Genomic DNA, 20496 nt, shown 5'->3' with positions numbered 1-20496 from the left:
ATCTGCCTCATCCGCAACCTTGATTGATCATATAATTCATGACTTGAAGTAGATTCATGCTCCTGTAGCTCAGGAAAGACTGAGGGCCTAGTTTAATCTGCCAGAATTTCAGACAAACATTATCAATTTCATAAAATAATTCTATAATAGCGGCCATTCTCGGCAGCGTTATCCAGACACTTAGTCAAATGGCATAACCTGACCATTTTCTATTTTTCATTCAAGTTCTCCTCCGTGAACCGGCTTGTATATTCAGATTCAGCATCTTATCTGTCCGTGACGGCACATAAGAATATTTAGGTATCCACATGGAAATTAAGGTCAATTATCTCGATAATCTACGCCAGGAAGCCAAGTTCGATGACTTCACGGTGATTGCCGATCAGCCGATCCGCTATAAAGGCGATGGTTCGGCACCTGGCCCATTCGATTATTTTCTGGCGTCGTCGGCACTTTGTGCGGCTTATTTTGTCAAAGTCTATTGCGCAGCACGTGACATTCCAACCGATAATATCCGCCTTTCGCAAAACAATATTGTTGATCCTGAAAACCGCTATAAACAGATTTTTAAAATCCAGGTTGAACTGCCGGCTGATATTTCTGAAAAAGATCGCCAAGGAATTTTACGTTCGATAGACCGTTGTACCGTCAAGAAAGTAATTCAAACCGGTCCTGAATTTGTCATTGAAGAAGTGGAAAGTATTGATGCGGATGCTCAAGCCTTGTTAATGCCAAGTCTAGCTTCTGAAAACAGTACGTTTATTCCAGGTAAAGACCTTCCGCTGGAAGAAACCATTGCCAATATGTCTGCCATTCTAGCAGGGCTTGGCATGAAAATTGAAATTGCCTCTTGGCGTAATATCGTGCCGAATGTGTGGTCGCTACATATCCGTGATGCGCAGTCGCCAATGTGTTTTACCAATGGTAAAGGTTCAACCAAAGAAAGTGCGCTGGCATCTGCTTTGGGTGAATTTATTGAGCGTCTGAACTGTAACTTCTTCTATAATGACCAGTTCTGGGGTGAAGATATTGCCAATGCAGAATTTGTGCATTATCCAGATGAAAAATGGTTCCAGCCAGGTCCAAATGGCGAGTTGCCAGCAGAAGTTTTAGATGAACATACCCGTGAAATTTATGATCCAGAAGATGAGTTATTGGGTACCCATCTTTATGATACTAATTCGGGGAACAAGGCTCGCGGTATCTGTTCATTGCCATTTGTACGTCAGTCTGATGGTGAAACCGTTTATTTCCCGTCGAATCTGATCGAAAACCTTTACTTAAGTAACGGGATGAGTGCTGGTAATACACTGGCTGAAGCACAAGTACAGTGTTTGTCTGAAATTTTTGAGCGTGCGGTCAAACGTGAAATTCTGGAAGGTGAACTCGCACTTCCAGATGTGCCTGAACATGTTCTGGCAAAATATCCAAAAATTGTTGAAGGCATTAAAGGTCTGGAAGAACAGGGCTTTCCGGTTCTGGTCAAAGATGCGTCATTAGGCGGCCAGTTCCCGGTGATGTGTGTCACCCTGATGAACCCGCGTACCGGCGGTGTATTTGCCTCATTCGGTGCTCATCCTAACTTTGAAGTGGCATTAGAGCGCAGTCTGACTGAATTGCTGCAAGGCCGTAGTTTTGAAGGTCTGAATGATCTGCCAAAGCCAACTTTTAGCAGCAATGCAGTGACTGAACCGAATAACTTTGTTGAGCATTTTATTGATTCTAGTGGTGTGGTGTCGTGGCGTTTCTTCAGCGCGAAATCAGATTATGATTTTGTCGAGTGGGATTTCACCAATAACGGTCAAAACTCGAATGCAGATGAAGCTCAGGAATTATTTACGATTCTGGAAGACATGGGCCATGAAGTTTATATGGCGGTGTATCAGCATTTAGGGGCAACAGCTTGCCGTATTCTGGTGCCGGGGTATTCGGAAATTTATCTGGTGGAAGATCTGGTTTGGGACAATACCAACAAGGCGCTTTTATACCGTGAAGATATCCTGAATCTGCACCGTCTGGATGATGAACAACTGGAAGCACTGGTTGAGCGTCTGGAAGAAGCAGATGAGGATGACTATACCGAGATCAAAACCTTGATCGGTATCGAGTTCGATGAAAATACTGAATGGGGTCAACTCACTATTCTTGAACTGAAACTGCTGATTTATGTGGCTTTGCAGCAATTTGAAGAAGCCAAAGATCTGGTGGAGCAGTTCCTGCAGTTCAATACCAATACCGTTGAACGTGGCCTGTTCTACCAGTGCATGAATGTCGTTCTGGAAGTCATGCTGGATGATGACATGGAACTGGAAGATTATGAACACAACTTCCGTCGTATGTTTGGTGATGAACGTATGGATGCAGTCATGGGTTCAGTTGAAGGCACAGTCCGTTTCTATGGCCTGGCTGAAACCAGTATGAAGCTTGAAGGTCTGGATCGTCATTTACGCCTGATTGACAGCTATAAAAAACTGCATGCAGCGCGTGCCAAGTTTGTAGCCCAGCAGTAATCCATAGATAGCTGCATCAAAAAACCGCCTCAAGATAGGCGGTTTTTTTTTATGGCTTTAAATATTTAAGATTTACAAATCAGACAAATTCCTGACAAAAAGCTACAGTATTTTGCGCCAATACTGGGCATAAATTAATTCATAAACAGTGATTTACATAATGGATAGTCAGATACTCACTTTGCTATTCATCTTTAAGAACCGGATAAAAGAATCTTAATGATATTTAATGAGGAAGATGAATGTACCTCAAACAGCTGATCGAACAATTAAAAGTAGAATTTAATTCTTCTTCGACTGAGCCCGAGCAGCAGATTGATCACGCTTTACATCAGCTGATTCCACACAGTCTGGAGGTGCCATACCCGGGTGAAGGACAGACCTTAAAACGCTGGCAAATCCTGAGTCAGGTTTCTGCCATAGACTTGAGTCTGGCCAAGCTATATGAATCGCATCTGGATGTACTGGCGATACTGCATGAACTACATGCTGATCCTGAGCAGATTGTCGGATTGACTGCTATCTGGGCGGCAGAGGGTGGTCCTAAACCTTTGCAGCTGGAAGATGATCTGCTTTCCGGAATTAAACCATGGTGTTCAGCCGCCGGCCAGGTACAGCAGGCTTTATTGACCTATCGGGATGAAGAAGAACACTCGCAACTGTTACTGGTAGATATGACCCAGTATGGGATCCAGCTCAATACCAGTGCCTGGTATGCCGTGGGGATGCAATATACACGCACGGCTGAGGTCAGCTTCAATCAGATCAAAGTCAAAACCATCAGCAAGCCAGACTATTATCTGGATCGTCATGGATTCTGGCATGGTGCGGCTGGCGTCGCTGCCTGCTGGTTTGGTGCAACGCTCAAACTGGCCGGTTATTTAAAACATGCCATGCATCATAAAACTAATCCATTTAGAGAAATGTATCTGGGTGAGGTCAGTAGTAAGCTGTATGCAACTCGTGCACTATTTCATGAAACTGCAAAATTGATTGATGCCGACCCTAGGCATAATCATGAGTTAATGATCCGAGCTTTACGTGCCCAAGTCGAAGACACTGCACTGGCAGTACTGGAACTTTGTGGTAAAGCCTTGGGTGCAGCACCATATTGCCAGGAGGCGGATTTTGCCCGCTGTGTAGCAGATTTGCCCGTATTTATCCGGCAAAGCCATGCTGCATTTGATTTGCAGTGTATTGGTCAACTGACGATGGAGAATGAACAGACATGGGCACTTTAAAACATCCAATCGTTGAAGACCGTATTATTCAGGGTGAAGGAACAGCGCTAGAAGAATGGCAGCAGAGTCAGCAGCTCCATCATTTAAAAGCGCTTGAACTGAGTAAAATATTTCCCCTAAATAGTCGCATTTGTATTGTTGCTCCACATCCGGATGATGAAATTCTTGGCTGTGGCGGACTGATTCAGCAGCTGGATGCAGCGGGTTATGAGATTGTTCTGTTTGCAGTCACCAATGGCACAGCCAGTCATCCCGACTCGAGACTATATACACCAGAGCAGCTGGATCATATCCGACCTCAGGAAACAATAAATGCTTTAGGCGTTCTCGATCTGAAACAATCGATACAGCGTATTGCGCTGAATATCCAGGATGGTGAAGTAGCGCAACAACGTGACCAGTTGGTTGCTGCTTTAAAACCGTATTTGCAAGCAAATGATATTCTGGTAACCACTTTTGAACATGATGGCCATCCTGATCATGAGATTACAGGTCAGGTAAGCAAACAGCTTGCAGCAACGCATTCTTTAAAATGTGTACAGGTGCTGATCTGGACCTGGCATTGGGCCAGTCCTGGAGATAGTCGTATTCCTTGGCATAAAGCCCTTAGACTTGAACTCAACGCAAAGCAGTTAGCGCGTAAAATAGAAGCCATGCAATGTTTTAAAAGCCAGCTTGAACCGGACTTCAGTACAGGTAAAGCTGCTATCGTATCGGGCAGCGCATTAGCACGTCTTTTACAGCCATGGGAGGTCTATATTGATGACGAAGGCCATCTATAATCATGACTACTTCGCCGAGCTGTATCGCATAAATAATGGCGATCCCTGGCAGTATGAACAGCGCTGGTATGAGAAGCGAAAACGCGATATGACCTTAGCTGTACTGCCTTATCCGAAATTTAAAAATGGTATTGAAATTGGCTGTAGTAACGGGGTGCTGAGCGCCGAGCTGGCTGAACGATGCGAAGCTTTACTGTGTATGGATGCCAATTCGACTGCCATACAGCTAGCGAATCAGCGCCTGATCCATAATCATGTCAAAGTAGTGCAGGGGATTGTGCCTCTGGATTTGCCAACACAGCAGTTTGACCTGATTGTTGCCAGCGAAATGCTATATTACCTTGAAGAAAATACTCTGCTGCAACTGATGGAATGGATGAATATGCATCTCAGTCCACAAGGCTGTATTGTGGCTTGCCACTGGCGACATGCGATTGAAGGCTTCAGTCTGAATGGAGAACAGGTTCATAAGATCTTAAAACAGCGATTGCATTATTATCACCACACACAGTTACAGGATGCCGATTTTTTTCTAGATGTCTGGACACATGAGGTAAATTCGATAGCCGTACAGGAAGGATTGTTATGAAAAAAATTGGTGTTGTCATTCCGGCCTGTAACGAAGAAGAAGAAATCGAACATTGTCTACAGGCACTGGAACGGGCACGCCAAAAATTTTATCAAGACATGTCTCAAAGTCATGGCATACAAATTCAAATTCTAGTCGTGATGGATAGCTGTACTGATGCTACAGCAGAAAAGTTAAACACTTATAATGTTTTAGCTATAAGTTGTAATTATCGTTGTGTAGGAAAAACCCGTGATCTCGGTATACAGCATTTGATCCAACAAGGCTATGACTGGATTTGCTGTACGGATGCAGATTCCAGAGTACATCCAGACTGGTTTAAGACCATGCTGCTGCATCAGCCTACACATGTGATTTGCGGAGTCGTTGAAATTGCGCAATGGGATCACTTAAGTTTAGCTACCCAAAAAAAATATCTGCACCATTATCAGGATCATATGGGGCATCGGCATATTCATGGGGCCAACCTTTGTTTTAAAGCATCGAGTTATAAGGTTCTTGGCGGCTTCAAACCTATGCCATGTCATGAAGATGTAGATCTGGTTAAACGCGCAGAAAAAATGGGAATGCATATTACCTGGTCTAACCAGTTGAGAGTGGTGACCAGCAGTCGCCTGATTTCACGTGTCCGTGAAGGATTTTCACAATTTTTATGGAGCATTGAACGACAAAATCAGGATAACAAATCCAATACAAAATGCCTGAGAAAAATTATTTGAAAGTTTTTGAAACTATATTTTTCAATGAATCATAGGCTTAACAATTTGGCCGATTTTTTTGATTAAAACCTATTCCATTTAAAATAAAACTGCTTATAATTCATCCAAATTAAGCCCTGTGAACTAATACATTTCAAGTATAAGTTCATGGGGTTTTTCTATGGATCAACGGTTTGGGATACCGCACCGAAATTTTTACTGGTTCTTACTATGTACGCTCCGTTATTACCTGCTTCTCTTCGTGCGCTTCCACGTAGTCATTGGCAACGTATTGCCACTGCACTATGTTTTTTCGCTCTGGGTTTTAGTACTGCTGCCTGGGCACCGTTGATTCCACTGGTGCAGCAGCGCCTGAATTTAAGCCATTCAGATTTCGGTGTGTTATTGCTTGCCGCGGGCGTAGGTTCAATGATTGCCATGCCATTGGCAGGTCGTATGGCACATCATTACGGCTGTCGTTCTGTTATTGCTACGGTACTGGCTGCATTTGTTATGATTCTCCCTGCATTAGCATTTAGCCCGACTAAATTGCTATTGGCAACCGCTTTATTCTGCTTCGGTGCTAGCGCTGGCGCACTTGGCGTATCGGTTAACCTTCAGGCAATTAAACTGGAAAGTCAACAACGTAAAAGCATGATGTCACTGTTCCATGGCGTATGTAGCTTGGGTGGTTTGGCAGGTGTGTTGGGTATGACCAGTATGTTGGCATTTGGTCTTGCACTGCTTTTGAGTGTACTGGTGATCAGTATGAGCATTTTACTAATCATGGTATTTGCTGTGCCATTCTGTCTAAAAGCAGAAGCTGCAGCTGAAGCAACAGAATCTGAAGATACTACCCAGAAAGTTGCCCATAAACCACGTCCAACATTTGCAATTCTTTGCATGGGATTGATCTGTTTTATCGCTTTCCTGTCTGAAGGCGCAGCGATGGACTGGAGTGGAATTTACCTGAATACTCAATTTAAAGTTCAAGCATCTCAAGCTGGTCTAGCTTACAGCTGCTTTGCTGCTTTAATGGTTGCAGGACGTTTAAGTGGCCATCTGATCATTCGCTTCTTTGGTGAAAAGAACACGATTCTGTACAGTGCCACTTTGGCAGGTTTGGGTCTTCTGACTGTGGTATTTGCACCTGTGTGGTATGTGGCTTTGATTGGTTATGCGATCCTGGGTCTGGGTAGCGCCAATATCGTTCCGTTGATGTTCTCACGTGCAGGACGTCAAACTGAATTACCAAAACATATTGCTTTATCTTATGTTTCTGTATTTGCTTATACCGGTTCTTTGCTTGGGCCAGCATTGGTGGGATTCGGAAGCGAGATCATGGGTCTAAGCCAGGTATTCTTTATCATTGCAGTTGGCTTGATCAGCATTACTGTACTGAACCAGCTGACTTCTGCTCCAGCAACTGCGGCAGAAGCAGAAAAAACACAAACACCAGCATAAAGCTGGTGTTTTTTGTTTAAATCAAAGCAATTTAATGCTGTAAATAAAGATCGTGAGAGGGTGACTTGCTAAGTGGCTGGTAAATATACTGGCTACTTACATGTTTAAGGTCTTTTAAGAAACAATCACGCCAATGCACAATGTCATAGTCCATCAGGCCTTGAAATAGCGCCTGATAACGTGCAATACGTTCAGACTTCGGCATTTTCACTGCCAGCTTTAAGGCTTTGATCATGCTGTTGTTATCATGAGGATCGACCAGTAAAGCTTCACGCATCTGTTCAGCAGCACCCGCATATTTGGACAGAATCAAAATGCCCGGATTTTCTGGATCTTGAGCAGCAATATATTCTTTCGCTACCAGATTCATGCCATCACGTACCGAATTGACCCAGCAGATTTCCGACTTGCGGTATAAACGCATCAAGGCATGATGTCCTAAAGCATCATAATGACAGTCAAAGACCGGTTGATCTGTATGAGAGAAATCCTGATTCAGCTGATCGACACCTAGTTTTAAATCCCGATACAGATTGGCATAGATCGGAACTTCCAATCGGCAAGGGCAGGCAATCTGAAACTGGCGTATCTTCGACAACATTTCAGGAGTTTCCTGGAAACATTGACGCAGCGCATCCACCTTCTGTAATAAGCCCTTGCTATAGTCAATTCGGTCTACTGAAATGATATGTTTAACATCAGGTGATGAACTGAAATCAAATGGCAGTTCAGTATGAGTGAGTTGTCCCGCACGACGCTGGATTGCAGTAGGATGCACACTGATCGGATAAGCTTTTACTTCTACCTGACGCTGTCCATTACGCAGAATATTGTTGGTATGTGCAGTTAGAGATAGGGTAGTTTTCAGGAAATCATAACAGTTTCTCTGATCCTGCTGCGTTTGCATGCCAAGCAGGTCGTACTGTGCCAGATGCGCTGCAAGATGCTGGCTGCAGGCTAGATCTTGCCATTTTTGTGTCTCTGGAAATGGAATATGCAGGAAGAAACCGATACGATTGCGCATGCCCAACTGACGGCAGTAATGTGCAACACTTAAGAAATGATAGTCATGCACCCAGATCATGTCACCCGGTTCGATAATTTTCTGCAACTGGCGGGCAAACTTAAAATTGACATCCTGATAGATCCGGTAATCCTGATCTGAGTAATCAATATATTGATTCTGGTCATGCATTAGCGGCCATAGTGCACCATTCGCAAAACCACAGTAAAAACCCTGATATTCAGCTTCAGAGAAACTACAGGTATGATATTCAACCTGCTGATCTTTCAGGATGTCAAAGGAATTCTGCCTATACGCCGTCTTTTTGCCATTCCATCCCATCCAGATGCCACCTATACCATTTAGGGCATCTTCCAGAGCAACCGCAAGACCACCTGCCTGAGTGGCATTCGGGTTCGGTAATGTTACACGGTTGGATAATACAATGAGTCGGGACACGTTTTTTCTCCTTTCATTTCTTGTTTTAACGCTTTTAGTGATGTTAAAAATTCATGTAAGAAAAAACCGACATCTGCCACGTCGTCTAAACGAGCTTTGGCTGCGCTTTCTCCTGGGCCAACTTTGATTGACATACCTCCATAGTCATTAATGATGTGAAAACCAGCTTCATCCGTTAAATCATCCCCAATGAAAATGGGGTAAAACTGCTCAGCTTCAAGATCCTCTAAAATATGCTGGATTGCCGCACCTTTATTGCAACCGTGGGGAACCAGTTCATAGACACATTTGCCGCTTTTTAATTCAAAACTTGAAAATTGTTTAAGATAATTATCAATAATGGCTTTTGCCTGATCTGCATATTCAGGATGTTCACGGAAATGCAGGGCAACTGAATGGGTTTTGTGTTCTACCCGAATCGGCTGCCATTTATGCTGCTGCTCAAGCACACTAGATTTGAGTTGTTCGAGTTCTTTGTGATTGATATAAACAAGTTTTTGACCTATACCATCTTGCTGTAGCAGCTCTATGCCATGTGATCCGATAATATTCCAGCGATAAGGCTGAATCAGTCGTTGTGCTTGCTCGATAGAACGTCCGGTAACCAGATATAAAGGTAAAAATTGCTGGATTTGTGCAATATTATTTAGGGTAGAAGAGGGGATAAAACTCTGTTCAGGATCTGGATGAAATTCTGAAAGTGTACCGTCAATGTCTAAAAATAAAATACAGGGTAAGGAATTATATTTAGCTCTCCGATCCAGCTTTTTCGCTATCTCGGTATAAATAGAATCTAGAACAGCATTTGTAGTTTTCATTGTTAGTGTGTAATAAATTACAGTCTCTTGATGCATTGATTATTTTTATAACATGTCAAGATCTGTGATCTGCTTATTCCTATAATGAATAATACATTTCACCTATCTACTGTAACGTTGCAATATCTTGTAAAAATGTCTTGAAAATCACATTTGTATAAAATTCTCTCTTGATCAGAAATTTCAAAAATCTATCAAGATATGAATAAGCATAGTTTTGTATAAGAATTTATATGACAGACAAGAAGCATTGTCAGTTTATAAATGCAGTGTTAAGAAGTGATCTAAAAACAAAAACAGAGAGAAGGAGATCATTTCGTCAAATCAAACTTAATAAAAACTATGAATATAGATAAAAATGCATGGCTCATTGATCGAGGAATGCATCATCATAATAATTAGGATATAAGCAATGAAGCTGCTCAATAAACTTTGTGCTGCCATGGCAGCGACGGTCACTGTGGTTGCAGTGACCGTGGGTGTGGTCAATAAAACTTTCACCCCCCTCAGCAAGTCACTTCAGATTTAAGTTACCTAGAACCACAATCTTTTACTGACTCTACAGGCATGACACAACCTGCCATTACATTAAAAAATACTAAATTAGGAACACGACAGTTCGAAAGTCAAGTTCAACGACCATTACTCACAAATGCAGATGCAAAATGGAGCAATTACACTCGCGATTATGATTATCCCAATATGGTCACTTTGCCTGTACAGTGGATTAAAATGCGTGATGGTACCAAAATCGCAATTCGTGTTACCTTGCCAGCTGATCAGAATAAACAACCTGATTTTACTAAACCTCATCCAGTGATTTTAATCCAGACCGCCTACAATACAGGCTTTGCAGGCCAGATTGCGGATATGGCAGGCGGCCCGAATCCTGAATTTGTACGCCGTGCTTATGCCACAGTAGTTGCCGATATACGTGGTACCGGTTCTTCAGAAGGGGTATGGCAGGCATTTGATGGCATTGAACAGCAGGACAGTTTTGAAATTATTGACTGGGCCGGCAAACAGTCATGGTCAAATGGTAATATTGGTCTCTATAGTGTTTCTTATCTAGGTATTACCAGCCTGCTAGGGGCGTCTACCCAGCATCCAGCCGTAAAAGCCGCATTTCCAATGGTATCAATTGGTGATGGTTGGCGTGATATTTTATTCAATGGCGGGCAGCTTAATACCAATTTTATCCCATTATGGATGAGTCTGGTTGGCTTGCTTGGTGCATTACCAGTTGATGCGATTCAAAATGATCCGGTGAATGGTATTACTCTAAGGCTGGATAAAATTCAGAATTTGCTGAAGGCAAAGCCTCACCATCAAATCATTCTTGTTTTCAAAATTAGCTTTTAAAATATAAGTCGGATTATCTCTTGGGAATGTTAGTAGCTATAAATACAAATTGAATAAATATCATTATTATTATTTAAAACTGAAAAAAACTAACAGATAAAAATTTTATGCTTTATGATCAGCATATTGAAAATGCTTTATGAAAATTCTGCAGGAAGACATGTTAGAACTTCGTCATTTAAAAACTTTAGTTGCTTTACGAGAACATGGTTCATTGGTCGCCGCTGCAGGAGATTTGTGTCTTACACCTTCAGCCTTATCTCATCAATTGCGTGAAATTGATCAATGGTTTGGCGTAGAAGTCGTAAATCGCCGTAGTCGGCCTGTGAGCTTTTCCAATGTTGGACAGCGATTACTTAAACTGGCAGATGAAATATTGCCTCAGGTACAGATTGCCCAAAGTGATATTACTCGTATTGTCCATGGACAGACGGGACGTATTATTTTCTCCTCTGAATGTCATAGCTGCTTTGACTGGCTGATGCCTTTACTCAATCAGTATCGCATCCAATATCCAGATGTAGATTTAGACTTTGCCTCAGGTTTTGAAGCCAATCCGCATGAGCTGTTACAAACTGGTGAGTTTGACTTACTGATTACCGCCGATCCGATCGCATTAAAAGGGATAGAGTATTTTCCGATTTTTGAATATGAGTCACGTTTGGTACTTTCTAATACTCATCCATTGGTACGTGCCAAAGAGATTAGCGTACAGCAACTGGCAGAAGAAACACTGGTGACTTACCCGGTGGATAAACATCGCCTAGACATCATGTCACGCCTGTTTATTCCCGCAAATATTTTACCAAAGCAGATCCGGACAACTGATTTAACCCAGATGTTGATTCAGCTGGTGGCAAGTGGACGCGGCATTGCCGCACTGCCGGACTGGGTGGTGAATGAATATGAACAGAAAGGCTGGGTAAGCTCACGCCGTCTGGATTGCGTCGCACCTGAAGGATTACGCCGTACTTTATTTGCAGGCTATCGCACTGAAGAAAAACAGAAAGATTATTTTGAAGGATTCCTGAAGCAGCTAGAACGGTTCTCCAAGAAAAGAGAGGCATATTATGATTAACGCTTGTTATTATTTTTTAAACATGGGTAATGCAAGAAAGACTCTGATCCACTGTTCAAACTGAAAGCTGGAAAATAATCCAGCCAAAACCAGAGCCTTTCATTTCAACTCAAGCCGCAAATAAAGGACTGAATCCATGCTTACGCAGCAATTTCCGGTACATACTGGAACTGCGATCTGCCGGGAAATGTGCTTCTAAAGACAAGTCCAAAGGCAGATATTCAGGTTTCTGGTTTTCGACGATTAACCGGTCTTCTTCAAAAATTTTCAGGTTAAAGTCATAGGCATCTTCAACTGGCAGGTCTTTGTCATAATTCCGGCAGATGGGTGCAAACAGCCGCGTAGTACGTGCTGTCATAGGCGAAGCTGCATTCATAATGACCTGTTTGGCATCATTGGGAAAATGAATGGTCAAGGTCGCGGTAAAGGGTACACTGATTTCAAAATGGCGTAGCCATTTAAAGTCTTTTGCACCGCGCTGATCCAGCCCGATCGGATAGCGTCCAACTGTACTGATATAGTCAGCAGCAAAACCATCATCGGTTTCATAGGTTTGATAATCGGGTACTTCTGAATTATCTGGATCGCCAAAAGTATCTGGATGTACCCATGCAAAGTGTGCGACATCAATAAAACCTTCTAGCTGCCGACCGGCAAAACACTGAATATCAACTTTCGGGCAAACCAGTTGCTGGTAATCTGCTTCATCCCAGTAAGGCATTTGCGGAATATTTGCTTCAGCCTGTTTATCTGCCAGCAGTGAGCACCAGATCAGACCATATTTTTCTACGGCGGCATAGGTTTTTAGATTGAAACGCTCAGAGATTTTTTGCTGCGGATGGGCCGGGATACGATTACATTTTCCACCTGATCCAAAGCGTAGACCGTGATAAGGACAAACCACACCTTGTCCATCATTTTTTCCCAGACTTAAAGCAACCCCTCGATGTGGACAGGTATCTCGCGCCACAATAATTTCATCCCCGATTTTATAAATTACCAAGGGCATATCCAGCAACATGGTCCCGATTGGCTGTTCAGAGACTTCGCGTGCCAAGGCTACCGGATACCAGTATTGCGCTAACAGATGCCAGTCATGTTCTGAAAATGTCATATGAACAGGTAAGTCAGGTTGATACGTGAGAATGGTTTTACTATTCATGATTGCCTCAAATCGGTGTTATTCGATTGAATATAGATCAACAGCCTATTCACCGAAATTAGAGAAATCTGTATGAGGTATTGAGAAAATTAGAACACTCTTTACCATTTGAAGATCATTCTCTTTTATATGTGAGCATATTTTGAGAATTAACGCGTCTTTACGGAAAAGGTAGACATCACAAATCATTTATTAGGGTATCAGCTGAGAAATCTGACTTTTTAATTGTTCCATCTGTTCAATAATATGTTTGATCATCAGCTGGGAGGCTCGTGATATCTGACGTTTTGGCGCCACGCAAAGGGCAATGGTCAAAGGACGTACACCTTTTTCCGTAATCAGTTTAAAGATCAGTTCATCGCGTTGCAGTTCCGGGAAGACATCCAGATAACTCAAGATGCCAATACCGGTATTAGCCTTGATCATGCTGTTCATCAGGCGGATATCATTGGATTCCGTTTTGCGTGCCGGAATGAATTTGTGATGTTTGTACATGGCCTGTACATAGTCATGAATGATCAGCGGTTCTGCTGCAATAAAATGATTGTCATCCAAAGTATCTGAAAAATAGATTCGTTCAGCCTCAGCAAGGGGATGCTGTTTGGACATGACAAAGCCCAAAGGCAATTCCAGAAAATGCAGTACTTCCAGCTGATGATGGGCTTTGGGATTAAGAATCAGCCCGAAATCCAGTTCGGTATCGATAATTTTTCGGGCAATTACTTCACTGTCTGCCACCCGTATATTGAAATTAATCCAAGGATACTGCGCGTACATATGCTGTAGTGACTGCATTACAAAGCCTTCGCTCAAGGCAGAAATTAATCCAAATTCAATACTGCCACGTTTGAGTCCCTGAATTTCATCAAAGCGGATACAGGTCTGCTGAAACTCCTTTTGCCATTTTAGAATATCGGCATATAACATTTCACCTGCTAAAGTTAACTTCAGTCCGTTGGGCAAACGTTCAAACAGCTCAATACCTAGCTCTTCTTCAGCCAGGGCAATCTGCCGGTGAACCGCAGATATCGAAATAAACAACTGATCTGCAGCCTTACGTAAACTGCCGCTTTTCGCCACCGCAATAAAGTAATCAGAAAAGCGCGAAAACGGGGTATTTATCAATTTACTCAAGCCTGTTTCACCTGTACTCAAAATTCAATAAAAGCTTTATGCGAGTTTTATGCCAAAGCAGGCAGCTAAGGCTCAAGCCAATCAAGCATTACAAGGTGATGTTCTAATTTTTAGAATGATTTATACGAAACATTCTAATAGACGAAAAAGTAAAAAAACGAGTAATTTCAATTGTAAATAACCGGAACGCTAGCCAGCACAAGCCACGTTTCAGGGGATTAAAAATATTCAGGATTTTGCAGAAAAAAGGTTTGATATGAACGCTATTCCAATGATCAATGTATTTAGCAAGCCATGCTACAGCCAGTTTGATGATCAGGATTGGGAGATTCTGGCGCATCATTGGTATCCGGTTGCACGTATTCAGGACGTGAACGAAAAGCCACAGCAAGTCACTTTGCTGGATGTCAAACTGGCAATTTATAAAACTGAAAGCGGCGTCATTCATCTGGTACGCGATATCTGTCCGCATCGTGGTGTACCACTGAGCAAGGGCTGGGTTTCTGGGGAAAATATTGTCTGTCCCTATCACGGTCTGCAATACAACGAACAGGGAAAATGTATCAAAATCCCAGCGCAACCCGAGTTGACTAAAATCTCAGACCGTTTCTCGCTCAGCAAATTTCCAGTCGTAGAAAAATACGGTCTGATCTGGACCAGCCTGTTTAGCCGGAATGAAAGTGCTGCCAATTTCCCGGTACTAGATACCTGGGATACCGCAGAACATCAATCTATTTTACCGCCATTTGTGGATATTGCCGGTTCGAGTGGTCGTCAGTTAGAAGGCTTTATTGATGTCGCACATTTTGCCTGGGTACATCACAATGCTTTTGCCGATCGTGATAATCCGGTGGTGCCGAAATACAATACCGAACGTACGCCTTATGGTCTGCATACTGAATATGTCAGTAATGTCAGCAATTATCCTCATGGCATGCAGCATCTGGCACCTGAAGGCTTTTTATGGAAACGCGTGTTTGATGTCTATCCACCATTTTCTGCCATATTAACTGTGCATTTTCCAAATGAAGGCATTCTTAAAATCCTGAATGCCTGCTGCCCGGTGTCACACAACCAAACCAGACTGTTTGTACCATTAACCCGAAATTTTGATACCACTGGCGATTTACAGGCAGTTTATGATTTTAATGCACAGATCTTTGCTGAAGACCAGGAACTGGTAGAAAGTCAAAAACCGGAAGAGCTGCCACTGGATATTTCCATGGAAGCACATTTTGAAGCAGATCGCTCATCAACAACTTATCGACGTATATTGGCAGAATGGGGATTAAGTAAACGTTATATTGTTTAAAATAAACCAGTAGATTTTTATTTAACAAGCAGGGACTATATTTAAATAAATTACACTTTCTTAAAATGCAAAGAATCTATTTAAATATTCAATCATTTAAAATTTATTCTGGTATAAATAAATGAGCTGTCCAAATCATCAGCAGATATTAAAGTTTTTAAGACTTTCCAATGACGTGGGACGGCGTGCTACCCAGCTGGGACATCATCCTTTTGGAGCAGTACTGGTGGCGCCAGATCATGAAACGGTGCTGCTCACCCAATGTAATATTGATACGGTCAATCATGCAGAATCAACATTAGCCCGTATTGCTGCGACCAATTATCCAGCAGATTATTTATGGCAATGTACGCTTTATACGGCGGTAGAACCTTGCTGTATGTGTGCTGAAACCATCTATTGGGCCAATATAGGCCGTGTAGTTTATGGTATTTCGGAAAAATATTTACTTGAATGTACCGGTAATCATCAGGAAAACCCAACGATGAGTGTTAGCTCACACTATATCTTTAGCCATGGACAAAAGGAGATTGAGTTGATTGGACCAGTACCTGAGATTGAAGCTGAAACGGTCAGTTTACAACAGCAGTTCTGGCAAAGCAGATAAGCCTTTTTAGAAGAAAATCCCATTTTAAGAATGGGATTTTTTATTTTTACAGAAATTATTTTAAATATAAATGCCCATTTTAATAGCATTTAATTTTATCAAATGCACTTATTTAACTCATTTTATTTAATATTAAAAAAATAATTCATTAATAAATATTAAAATAATAAAATATTACTTTTATTTTAAAAGAAATAAATTAAATAAATCATTTTTTAATCAAGTTGGAATAGTTATTGCTAATTATAAAAAGAACCGATTTTACTCATCTGAGTAAAGTTATTGATTAGTGTGCATGGGGCACAAGTACAAAAAGAGCGGAAGAGAATGAAAGAAAAAAAGATCTTTAAAACCGGATTCAAAACACTGATGGGGATACTATGTGCGGGTGGCCTGATGGCGGCATCAATGACTCAAGCACAGGATAAAGCAGCATTTGTATATATTGGCCCAACCAGTGACCATGGCTGGACCTATTCACATGATCAGGGCCGGATCAAGACTGAAAAGGCGCTGGCTGGCAAATATAAAACCTCCTATATCGAAAATGTTCCAGAAACTGCCGACGCAGAGCGTGTTATCCGTAATCTGGCGCAGCAGGGCAATAAAGTCGTTTTTGCCACCTCATTTGGCTATATGAATGCCATGGAGAAAGTCTCCAAGCAGTTCCCGAATACGGTATTTATGCACGCCACTGGTTATAAGCAGGGCAAAAACCTGGGCGTATATGACGTTCGTACCTATGAGGGTGCCTATATGCTCGGTGTAGTTGCTGGACAGAAAACCAAAAACAATGTTTTAGGTGTCGTGGCATCCTTCCCGATTCCTGAAGTGGTGCGCAACATCAATGCTTATACTCTGGGTGCACAAAGCGTGAATCCAAAAGTGAAAACCAAAGTGATCTGGGTCAATTCATGGTTTAACCCCGGCAAGGAACGGGATGCTGCATTGGCATTGATTGCTCAAGGTGCCGATGTCTTAATGCAAAATACTGATTCTCCGGCAGTCGTTCAGGCGGCTGAACAGAAAGGGGTCTATGCCTTTGGCTGGGACTCGGATATGAGCAAATTCGGTCCTAAAGCCCATCTGGCGGCTTCGGTACTCCATTGGGAAAAAATCTACACCCCAGTGATGACTCAGGTCAGCAATAAAACATGGAAGCCAAGTGCACTGTGGTATGGGGTAAAACAGAAAGCAGTCGATATTGAGAGCTTCGGACCAATGGTAACTGCGGGTGAGAAAAAGAAAGCACTTGCTGTTCGGGATGCAATCCTGAAAGGTACCTTGCACCCATTTACTGGCCCGCTCTATAAACAGGATGGTTCAATGGTCATTGCTAAAGGTAAAACACTGGATGATGCCACCTTGAGCAAAATGAACTACTACGTAAAAGGTGTAGAAGGTTCACTTCCGAAATAAAAAAACAAAATAACAGCCATCACATCATTCTAAACACAGGCTCATGATTCATCTGGCCTTTAGCAAAAGGCAGATGAATCAACCAGCTGCATAAAACAGGGCACTTATGATGAATCCAACACATGATCTGTCTACACCTATGCCCAAGATGAATACAGGTTCAGGCAAGGATATTCCGCGACTGGAGCTGGTCAATATCTGCAAAAGCTACAACTCACTCAAGGCAAATGACCAGATTCATTTGACTGTATACCCTGGACAGATCCACGCCATCTTGGGGGAAAATGGTGCTGGGAAAAGCACCCTGATGAAAATTATTTATGGTGCAGTCAAAGCCAATCAGGGACAAATTCTGTGGAATGGTAAAGAAGTCCGAATAGACAGTCCATCAATGGCGAGAAAACTCGGGATCGGCATGGTCTATCAGCATTTTTCCCTGTTTGAGACCCTGACTGTTGCTGAAAATATTTTATTGGGACTGGATGAAAAAGTAGATTTACCGAACCTGAGCAAGAAAATTATTGCCGTTTCTGAACAGTATGGTTTACCTGTCGATCCGCGAAGGGAAGTTCATTCCTTATCGGTAGGTGAGCGGCAGCGTGTAGAAATTATTCGTTGCCTGTTACAACATCCAGCGCTGATTATCCTGGATGAGCCGACTTCAGTTTTGACGCCCCAAGCGGTACGGCAGTTATTTAAAACTCTGCGCATGCTGGCATCTCAGGGAGTTTCTATTTTATATATCAGTCATAAACTGCATGAAATTAAAGAACTCTGTGATGAAGCCACGATTTTGCGTAATGGACAAGTCACCGGAAACGTCGATCCACGAGAAAAATCGACCAGTGATTTGGCCCGCCTGATGATTGGCCGTGATTTACCCACTTATATACGCGCAGAATATCAGGGCATACCAGAAACCTGTTTTCAGGTTGAAAATCTTGGCTATCAGTCTGATGATCCTTTTGGTGTGTCCTTACAAAATATCAATCTTAGCGTTCAGGCAGGTGAAATTATCGGTATTGCCGGTATTTCCGGAAATGGACAGGCCGAACTGCTGTCTTTATTGTCCGGCGAAGCGCTGACCAAAACCGGCAGGCTTTATCTGGAACAACAGGAGATTACTGCATTAACTGCTGGCCAGCGGCGTAATGTGGGACTTGGGTTTGTACCGGAAGAACGTTTAGGTCGTGGTGCCGTTCCCAATATGACATTGGCTCAAAATGCGCTATTGACCGCCTATCGTCAGAAATTCACCCGTTGGGGCTTGATTAAATTCTCAGATATCCAGACTTTTGCTGAAAAAATTATCAAAAAATTTGGGGTTAAGGCCAGTGGTGCGAACGCAGAAGCCCGTTCTTTATCGGGTGGAAATTTGCAGAAATTTATTGTCGGCCGTGAAATTCTGCAGAATCCAAAATTCCTGATTGTGGCTCAGCCCACATGGGGCGTAGATGTAGGTGCTTCCATGTTTATGCGCCAGACGCTGATCGATCTGTCACGTCAAGGGGTCGGTATTTTGGTGATTTCCGAAGAACTGGAAGAACTGTTTGAGATGAGCGATCGCATCTGTGTACTCGCCAATGGCGAGCTGTCGAATCCAGTTCCAACCCAGCAAACCAATGCAGAAAGTATTGGCTTACTCATGTCTGGCATTCAACGCCATGAAGCGACCTCGAACACGGCAGAGGAGCAACACGCTCATGCTTAAGACTTTATTAGAACAACAAATGATTTTGGGAGGATGAGCACATGCATTTACTCGAACCACGTGAACATCCATCACAACTGATGAAATGGCTGTCACCAGTTATTGCCCTGGCAGCCATGCTGGTCGTTGGCAGTATTTTATTTTTAATGCTGGGGATTAGTCCTGCACAGGCCATGTATGTGTTTTTTGTTGAACCGCTGATGACCTCCTATGGCTGGAGCGAGTTGGCCGTTAAAGCAGGTCCTCTAATTCTGATTGCCCTGGGTTTAGCTGTTGGGTTTCGTGCCAAACTGTTCAATATCGGTGCCGAAGGTCAGCTGATCATGGGTGCCATTTTTGGCGGTGGTATCGCACTGCTGTTCCATGAACAGGTAGGTTGGTGGATTTTACCTCTTATGATTTTTATGGGTGCAATTGGCGGTGCCTTATGGGGCGCAATTCCTGCATTACTAAAAACCCATTTTAATGCCGAAGAAACCCTGACCACCTTGATGATGAACTATGTCGCACTGTTTGTATTGCTCTATCTGGTTAATGGTCCTTGGCGTGATTCAGAGGGCATGAATTTTCCGCAAACTGTCATGTTTGGTGAAAGTGCCATTTTACCGATGATTCTGGAAGGAACACGGGTTAATGCTTCAATCTTTATCATCGCTGTGGCTGTGCTTTTGTTCTGGCTCTTTATGCGTAAAAGCATGACTGCTTTTAAACTGGAAGTCAGCGGACAGGCTCCTCTAGCTGCTAAATATGCTGGTTTCTCATCTTCCAAAGCGATCTGGCTGAGTCTGGTGATTTCCGGAATGATGGCGGGGATTGCCGGGATATGTGAAGTAGCAGGCCCAATCGGTCAGCTGAATCCGAGCCTGTCACCGGGTTATGGCTATGCCGCAATTATTGTCGCTTATCTGGGTCGTCTGAATCCGATTGGTATCGTACTTTCCGGATCGTTAATGGCATTGATTTATCTCGGTGGGGAAATGGCACAAATGCAATTACAGCTTCCGGTCGCAATTACCGGGATATTCCAAGGCTTGCTGCTGTTTTTCCTGTTGGGATCGGATGCCTTGATTGAAAACCGTTACCGCTTTGCCAAAAAACGTGTAGTGCCTACAGCTGAACCTGCTTCGGCAAATGCTTAACAAGATCG

General features: G+C 42.8%; 17 protein-coding genes. 13 read left to right on the top strand and 4 right to left on the bottom strand.

The window, feature by feature from the left end:
• The first annotated feature begins 308 nt into the window (after positions 1-308).
• The 6 genes from F955_RS11790 to F955_RS11765 all read left to right on the top strand — a co-directional run bounded on the left by F955_RS11790 (position 309) and on the right by F955_RS11765 (position 7284).
• Positions 309-2510: an OsmC domain/YcaO domain-containing protein gene (locus F955_RS11790; protein WP_004894810.1), complete on the top strand. Its 2202-nt coding sequence runs from the start codon at positions 309-311 to the stop codon at positions 2508-2510.
• A gap of 242 nt (positions 2511-2752) precedes the next feature.
• A complete protein-coding gene (locus F955_RS11785) occupies positions 2753-3751 on the top strand; it encodes a hypothetical protein (RefSeq protein WP_004894805.1) in 999 nt (332 codons plus the stop codon).
• A complete protein-coding gene (locus F955_RS11780; RefSeq protein ID WP_004894801.1) occupies positions 3739-4533 on the top strand; it encodes a PIG-L deacetylase family protein in 795 nt (264 codons plus the stop codon). The genes F955_RS11785 and F955_RS11780 overlap by 13 nt, the downstream gene beginning before the upstream one ends.
• Positions 4514-5122: a class I SAM-dependent DNA methyltransferase gene (locus F955_RS11775; RefSeq protein ID WP_004894799.1), complete on the top strand. Its 609-nt coding sequence runs from the start codon at positions 4514-4516 to the stop codon at positions 5120-5122. The genes F955_RS11780 and F955_RS11775 overlap by 20 nt, the downstream gene beginning before the upstream one ends.
• Positions 5119-5841, top strand: coding sequence for a glycosyltransferase family 2 protein (locus tag F955_RS11770; protein WP_004894797.1), 723 nt, complete (start codon positions 5119-5121; stop codon positions 5839-5841). Before F955_RS11775 ends, F955_RS11770 begins: the two co-directional genes overlap by 4 nt.
• Before the next feature lie 210 nt (positions 5842-6051).
• The gene (locus F955_RS11765) at positions 6052-7284 is read left to right on the top strand and encodes an MFS transporter (protein WP_017401496.1); all 1233 of its coding nucleotides are present in this window, start codon (positions 6052-6054) and stop codon (positions 7282-7284) included.
• Positions 7285-7315: 31 nt separating this feature from the next.
• Here the strand turns inward: F955_RS11765 and F955_RS11760 are convergent, their stop codons facing one another.
• Together F955_RS11760 and otsB are read right to left on the bottom strand one after the other, a co-directional pair.
• Positions 7316-8746 (bottom strand): alpha,alpha-trehalose-phosphate synthase (UDP-forming), encoded by a 1431-nt coding sequence (locus F955_RS11760; RefSeq protein WP_004894793.1) that lies wholly within the window; start codon positions 8744-8746, stop codon positions 7316-7318.
• On the bottom strand, positions 8713-9564 hold the full coding sequence (otsB, locus tag F955_RS11755; RefSeq protein ID WP_228127687.1) for a trehalose-phosphatase: 852 nt from the start codon (positions 9562-9564) through the stop codon (positions 8713-8715). Before otsB ends, F955_RS11760 begins: the two co-directional genes overlap by 34 nt.
• A gap of 567 nt (positions 9565-10131) precedes the next feature.
• On the opposite strand from otsB, the gene F955_RS11750 reads away from it, so the two are divergent.
• Positions 10132-10926: a CocE/NonD family hydrolase gene (locus F955_RS11750; RefSeq protein ID WP_004894789.1), complete on the top strand. Its 795-nt coding sequence runs from the start codon at positions 10132-10134 to the stop codon at positions 10924-10926.
• A 160-nt stretch (positions 10927-11086) separates the two neighbouring features.
• Positions 11087-12004, top strand: a complete 918-nt coding sequence (locus tag F955_RS11745; RefSeq protein ID WP_004894786.1) for a LysR family transcriptional regulator — start codon at positions 11087-11089, stop codon at positions 12002-12004.
• A gap of 109 nt (positions 12005-12113) precedes the next feature.
• Here F955_RS11745 and F955_RS11740 read toward each other — a convergent pair whose 3' ends face one another.
• Positions 12114-13166, bottom strand: coding sequence for an aromatic ring-hydroxylating oxygenase subunit alpha (locus tag F955_RS11740; protein WP_004894784.1), 1053 nt, complete (start codon positions 13164-13166; stop codon positions 12114-12116).
• A 192-nt stretch (positions 13167-13358) separates the two neighbouring features.
• Positions 13359-14288, bottom strand: a complete 930-nt coding sequence (locus F955_RS11735) for a LysR family transcriptional regulator (protein WP_026056751.1) — start codon at positions 14286-14288, stop codon at positions 13359-13361.
• A gap of 268 nt (positions 14289-14556) precedes the next feature.
• On the opposite strand from F955_RS11735, the gene F955_RS11730 reads away from it, so the two are divergent.
• From F955_RS11730 to F955_RS11710, 5 genes are all read left to right on the top strand, one after another.
• Positions 14557-15612, top strand: a complete 1056-nt coding sequence (locus tag F955_RS11730) for an aromatic ring-hydroxylating oxygenase subunit alpha (protein ID WP_004894780.1) — start codon at positions 14557-14559, stop codon at positions 15610-15612.
• Positions 15613-15733: 121 nt separating this feature from the next.
• A complete protein-coding gene (locus F955_RS11725) occupies positions 15734-16219 on the top strand; it encodes a nucleoside deaminase (protein ID WP_004894778.1) in 486 nt (161 codons plus the stop codon).
• A 327-nt stretch (positions 16220-16546) separates the two neighbouring features.
• Positions 16547-17638 (top strand): BMP family ABC transporter substrate-binding protein, encoded by a 1092-nt coding sequence (locus tag F955_RS11720; protein WP_004894776.1) that lies wholly within the window; start codon positions 16547-16549, stop codon positions 17636-17638.
• A gap of 106 nt (positions 17639-17744) precedes the next feature.
• A complete protein-coding gene (locus F955_RS11715; protein ID WP_026056750.1) occupies positions 17745-19349 on the top strand; it encodes an ABC transporter ATP-binding protein in 1605 nt (534 codons plus the stop codon).
• Positions 19350-19390: 41 nt separating this feature from the next.
• Positions 19391-20488 (top strand): ABC transporter permease, encoded by a 1098-nt coding sequence (locus tag F955_RS11710; protein WP_004894772.1) that lies wholly within the window; start codon positions 19391-19393, stop codon positions 20486-20488.
• The last annotated feature ends 8 nt before the right edge of the window (positions 20489-20496 follow it).

It is taken from the genome of Acinetobacter schindleri CIP 107287, from assembly GCF_000368625.1.
In the GTDB taxonomy this organism is placed as follows: Bacteria; Pseudomonadota; Gammaproteobacteria; order Pseudomonadales; family Moraxellaceae; genus Acinetobacter; species Acinetobacter schindleri.
Note: the sequence above shows the minus strand (reverse complement) of the source record. Positions and strands in the feature narration are given on the sequence as shown.

What these genes read in the sequence shown, in the direction of transcription:
- F955_RS11790 (WP_004894810.1), top strand. Translation starts at nt 309, where the DNA reads ATGGAAATTAAGGTCAATTATCTCGATAATCTACGCCAGGAAGCCAAG.
- F955_RS11725 (WP_004894778.1), top strand. Translation starts at nt 15,734, where the DNA reads ATGAGCTGTCCAAATCATCAGCAGATATTAAAGTTTTTAAGACTTTCC.
- F955_RS11785 (WP_004894805.1), top strand. Translation starts at nt 2,753, where the DNA reads ATGTACCTCAAACAGCTGATCGAACAATTAAAAGTAGAATTTAATTCT.
- F955_RS11750 (WP_004894789.1), top strand. Translation starts at nt 10,132, where the DNA reads ATGACACAACCTGCCATTACATTAAAAAATACTAAATTAGGAACACGA.
- F955_RS11710 (WP_004894772.1), top strand. Translation starts at nt 19,391, where the DNA reads ATGCATTTACTCGAACCACGTGAACATCCATCACAACTGATGAAATGG.
- F955_RS11715 (WP_026056750.1), top strand. Translation starts at nt 17,745, where the DNA reads ATGATGAATCCAACACATGATCTGTCTACACCTATGCCCAAGATGAAT.
- F955_RS11730 (WP_004894780.1), top strand. Translation starts at nt 14,557, where the DNA reads ATGAACGCTATTCCAATGATCAATGTATTTAGCAAGCCATGCTACAGC.
- F955_RS11775 (WP_004894799.1), top strand. Translation starts at nt 4,514, where the DNA reads ATGACGAAGGCCATCTATAATCATGACTACTTCGCCGAGCTGTATCGC.
- F955_RS11770 (WP_004894797.1), top strand. Translation starts at nt 5,119, where the DNA reads ATGAAAAAAATTGGTGTTGTCATTCCGGCCTGTAACGAAGAAGAAGAA.
- F955_RS11740 (WP_004894784.1), bottom strand. Translation starts at nt 13,166, where the DNA reads ATGAATAGTAAAACCATTCTCACGTATCAACCTGACTTACCTGTTCAT.
- otsB (WP_228127687.1), bottom strand. Translation starts at nt 9,564, where the DNA reads ATGAAAACTACAAATGCTGTTCTAGATTCTATTTATACCGAGATAGCG.
- F955_RS11765 (WP_017401496.1), top strand. Translation starts at nt 6,052, where the DNA reads ATGTACGCTCCGTTATTACCTGCTTCTCTTCGTGCGCTTCCACGTAGT.
- F955_RS11780 (WP_004894801.1), top strand. Translation starts at nt 3,739, where the DNA reads ATGGGCACTTTAAAACATCCAATCGTTGAAGACCGTATTATTCAGGGT.
- F955_RS11745 (WP_004894786.1), top strand. Translation starts at nt 11,087, where the DNA reads ATGTTAGAACTTCGTCATTTAAAAACTTTAGTTGCTTTACGAGAACAT.
- F955_RS11720 (WP_004894776.1), top strand. Translation starts at nt 16,547, where the DNA reads ATGAAAGAAAAAAAGATCTTTAAAACCGGATTCAAAACACTGATGGGG.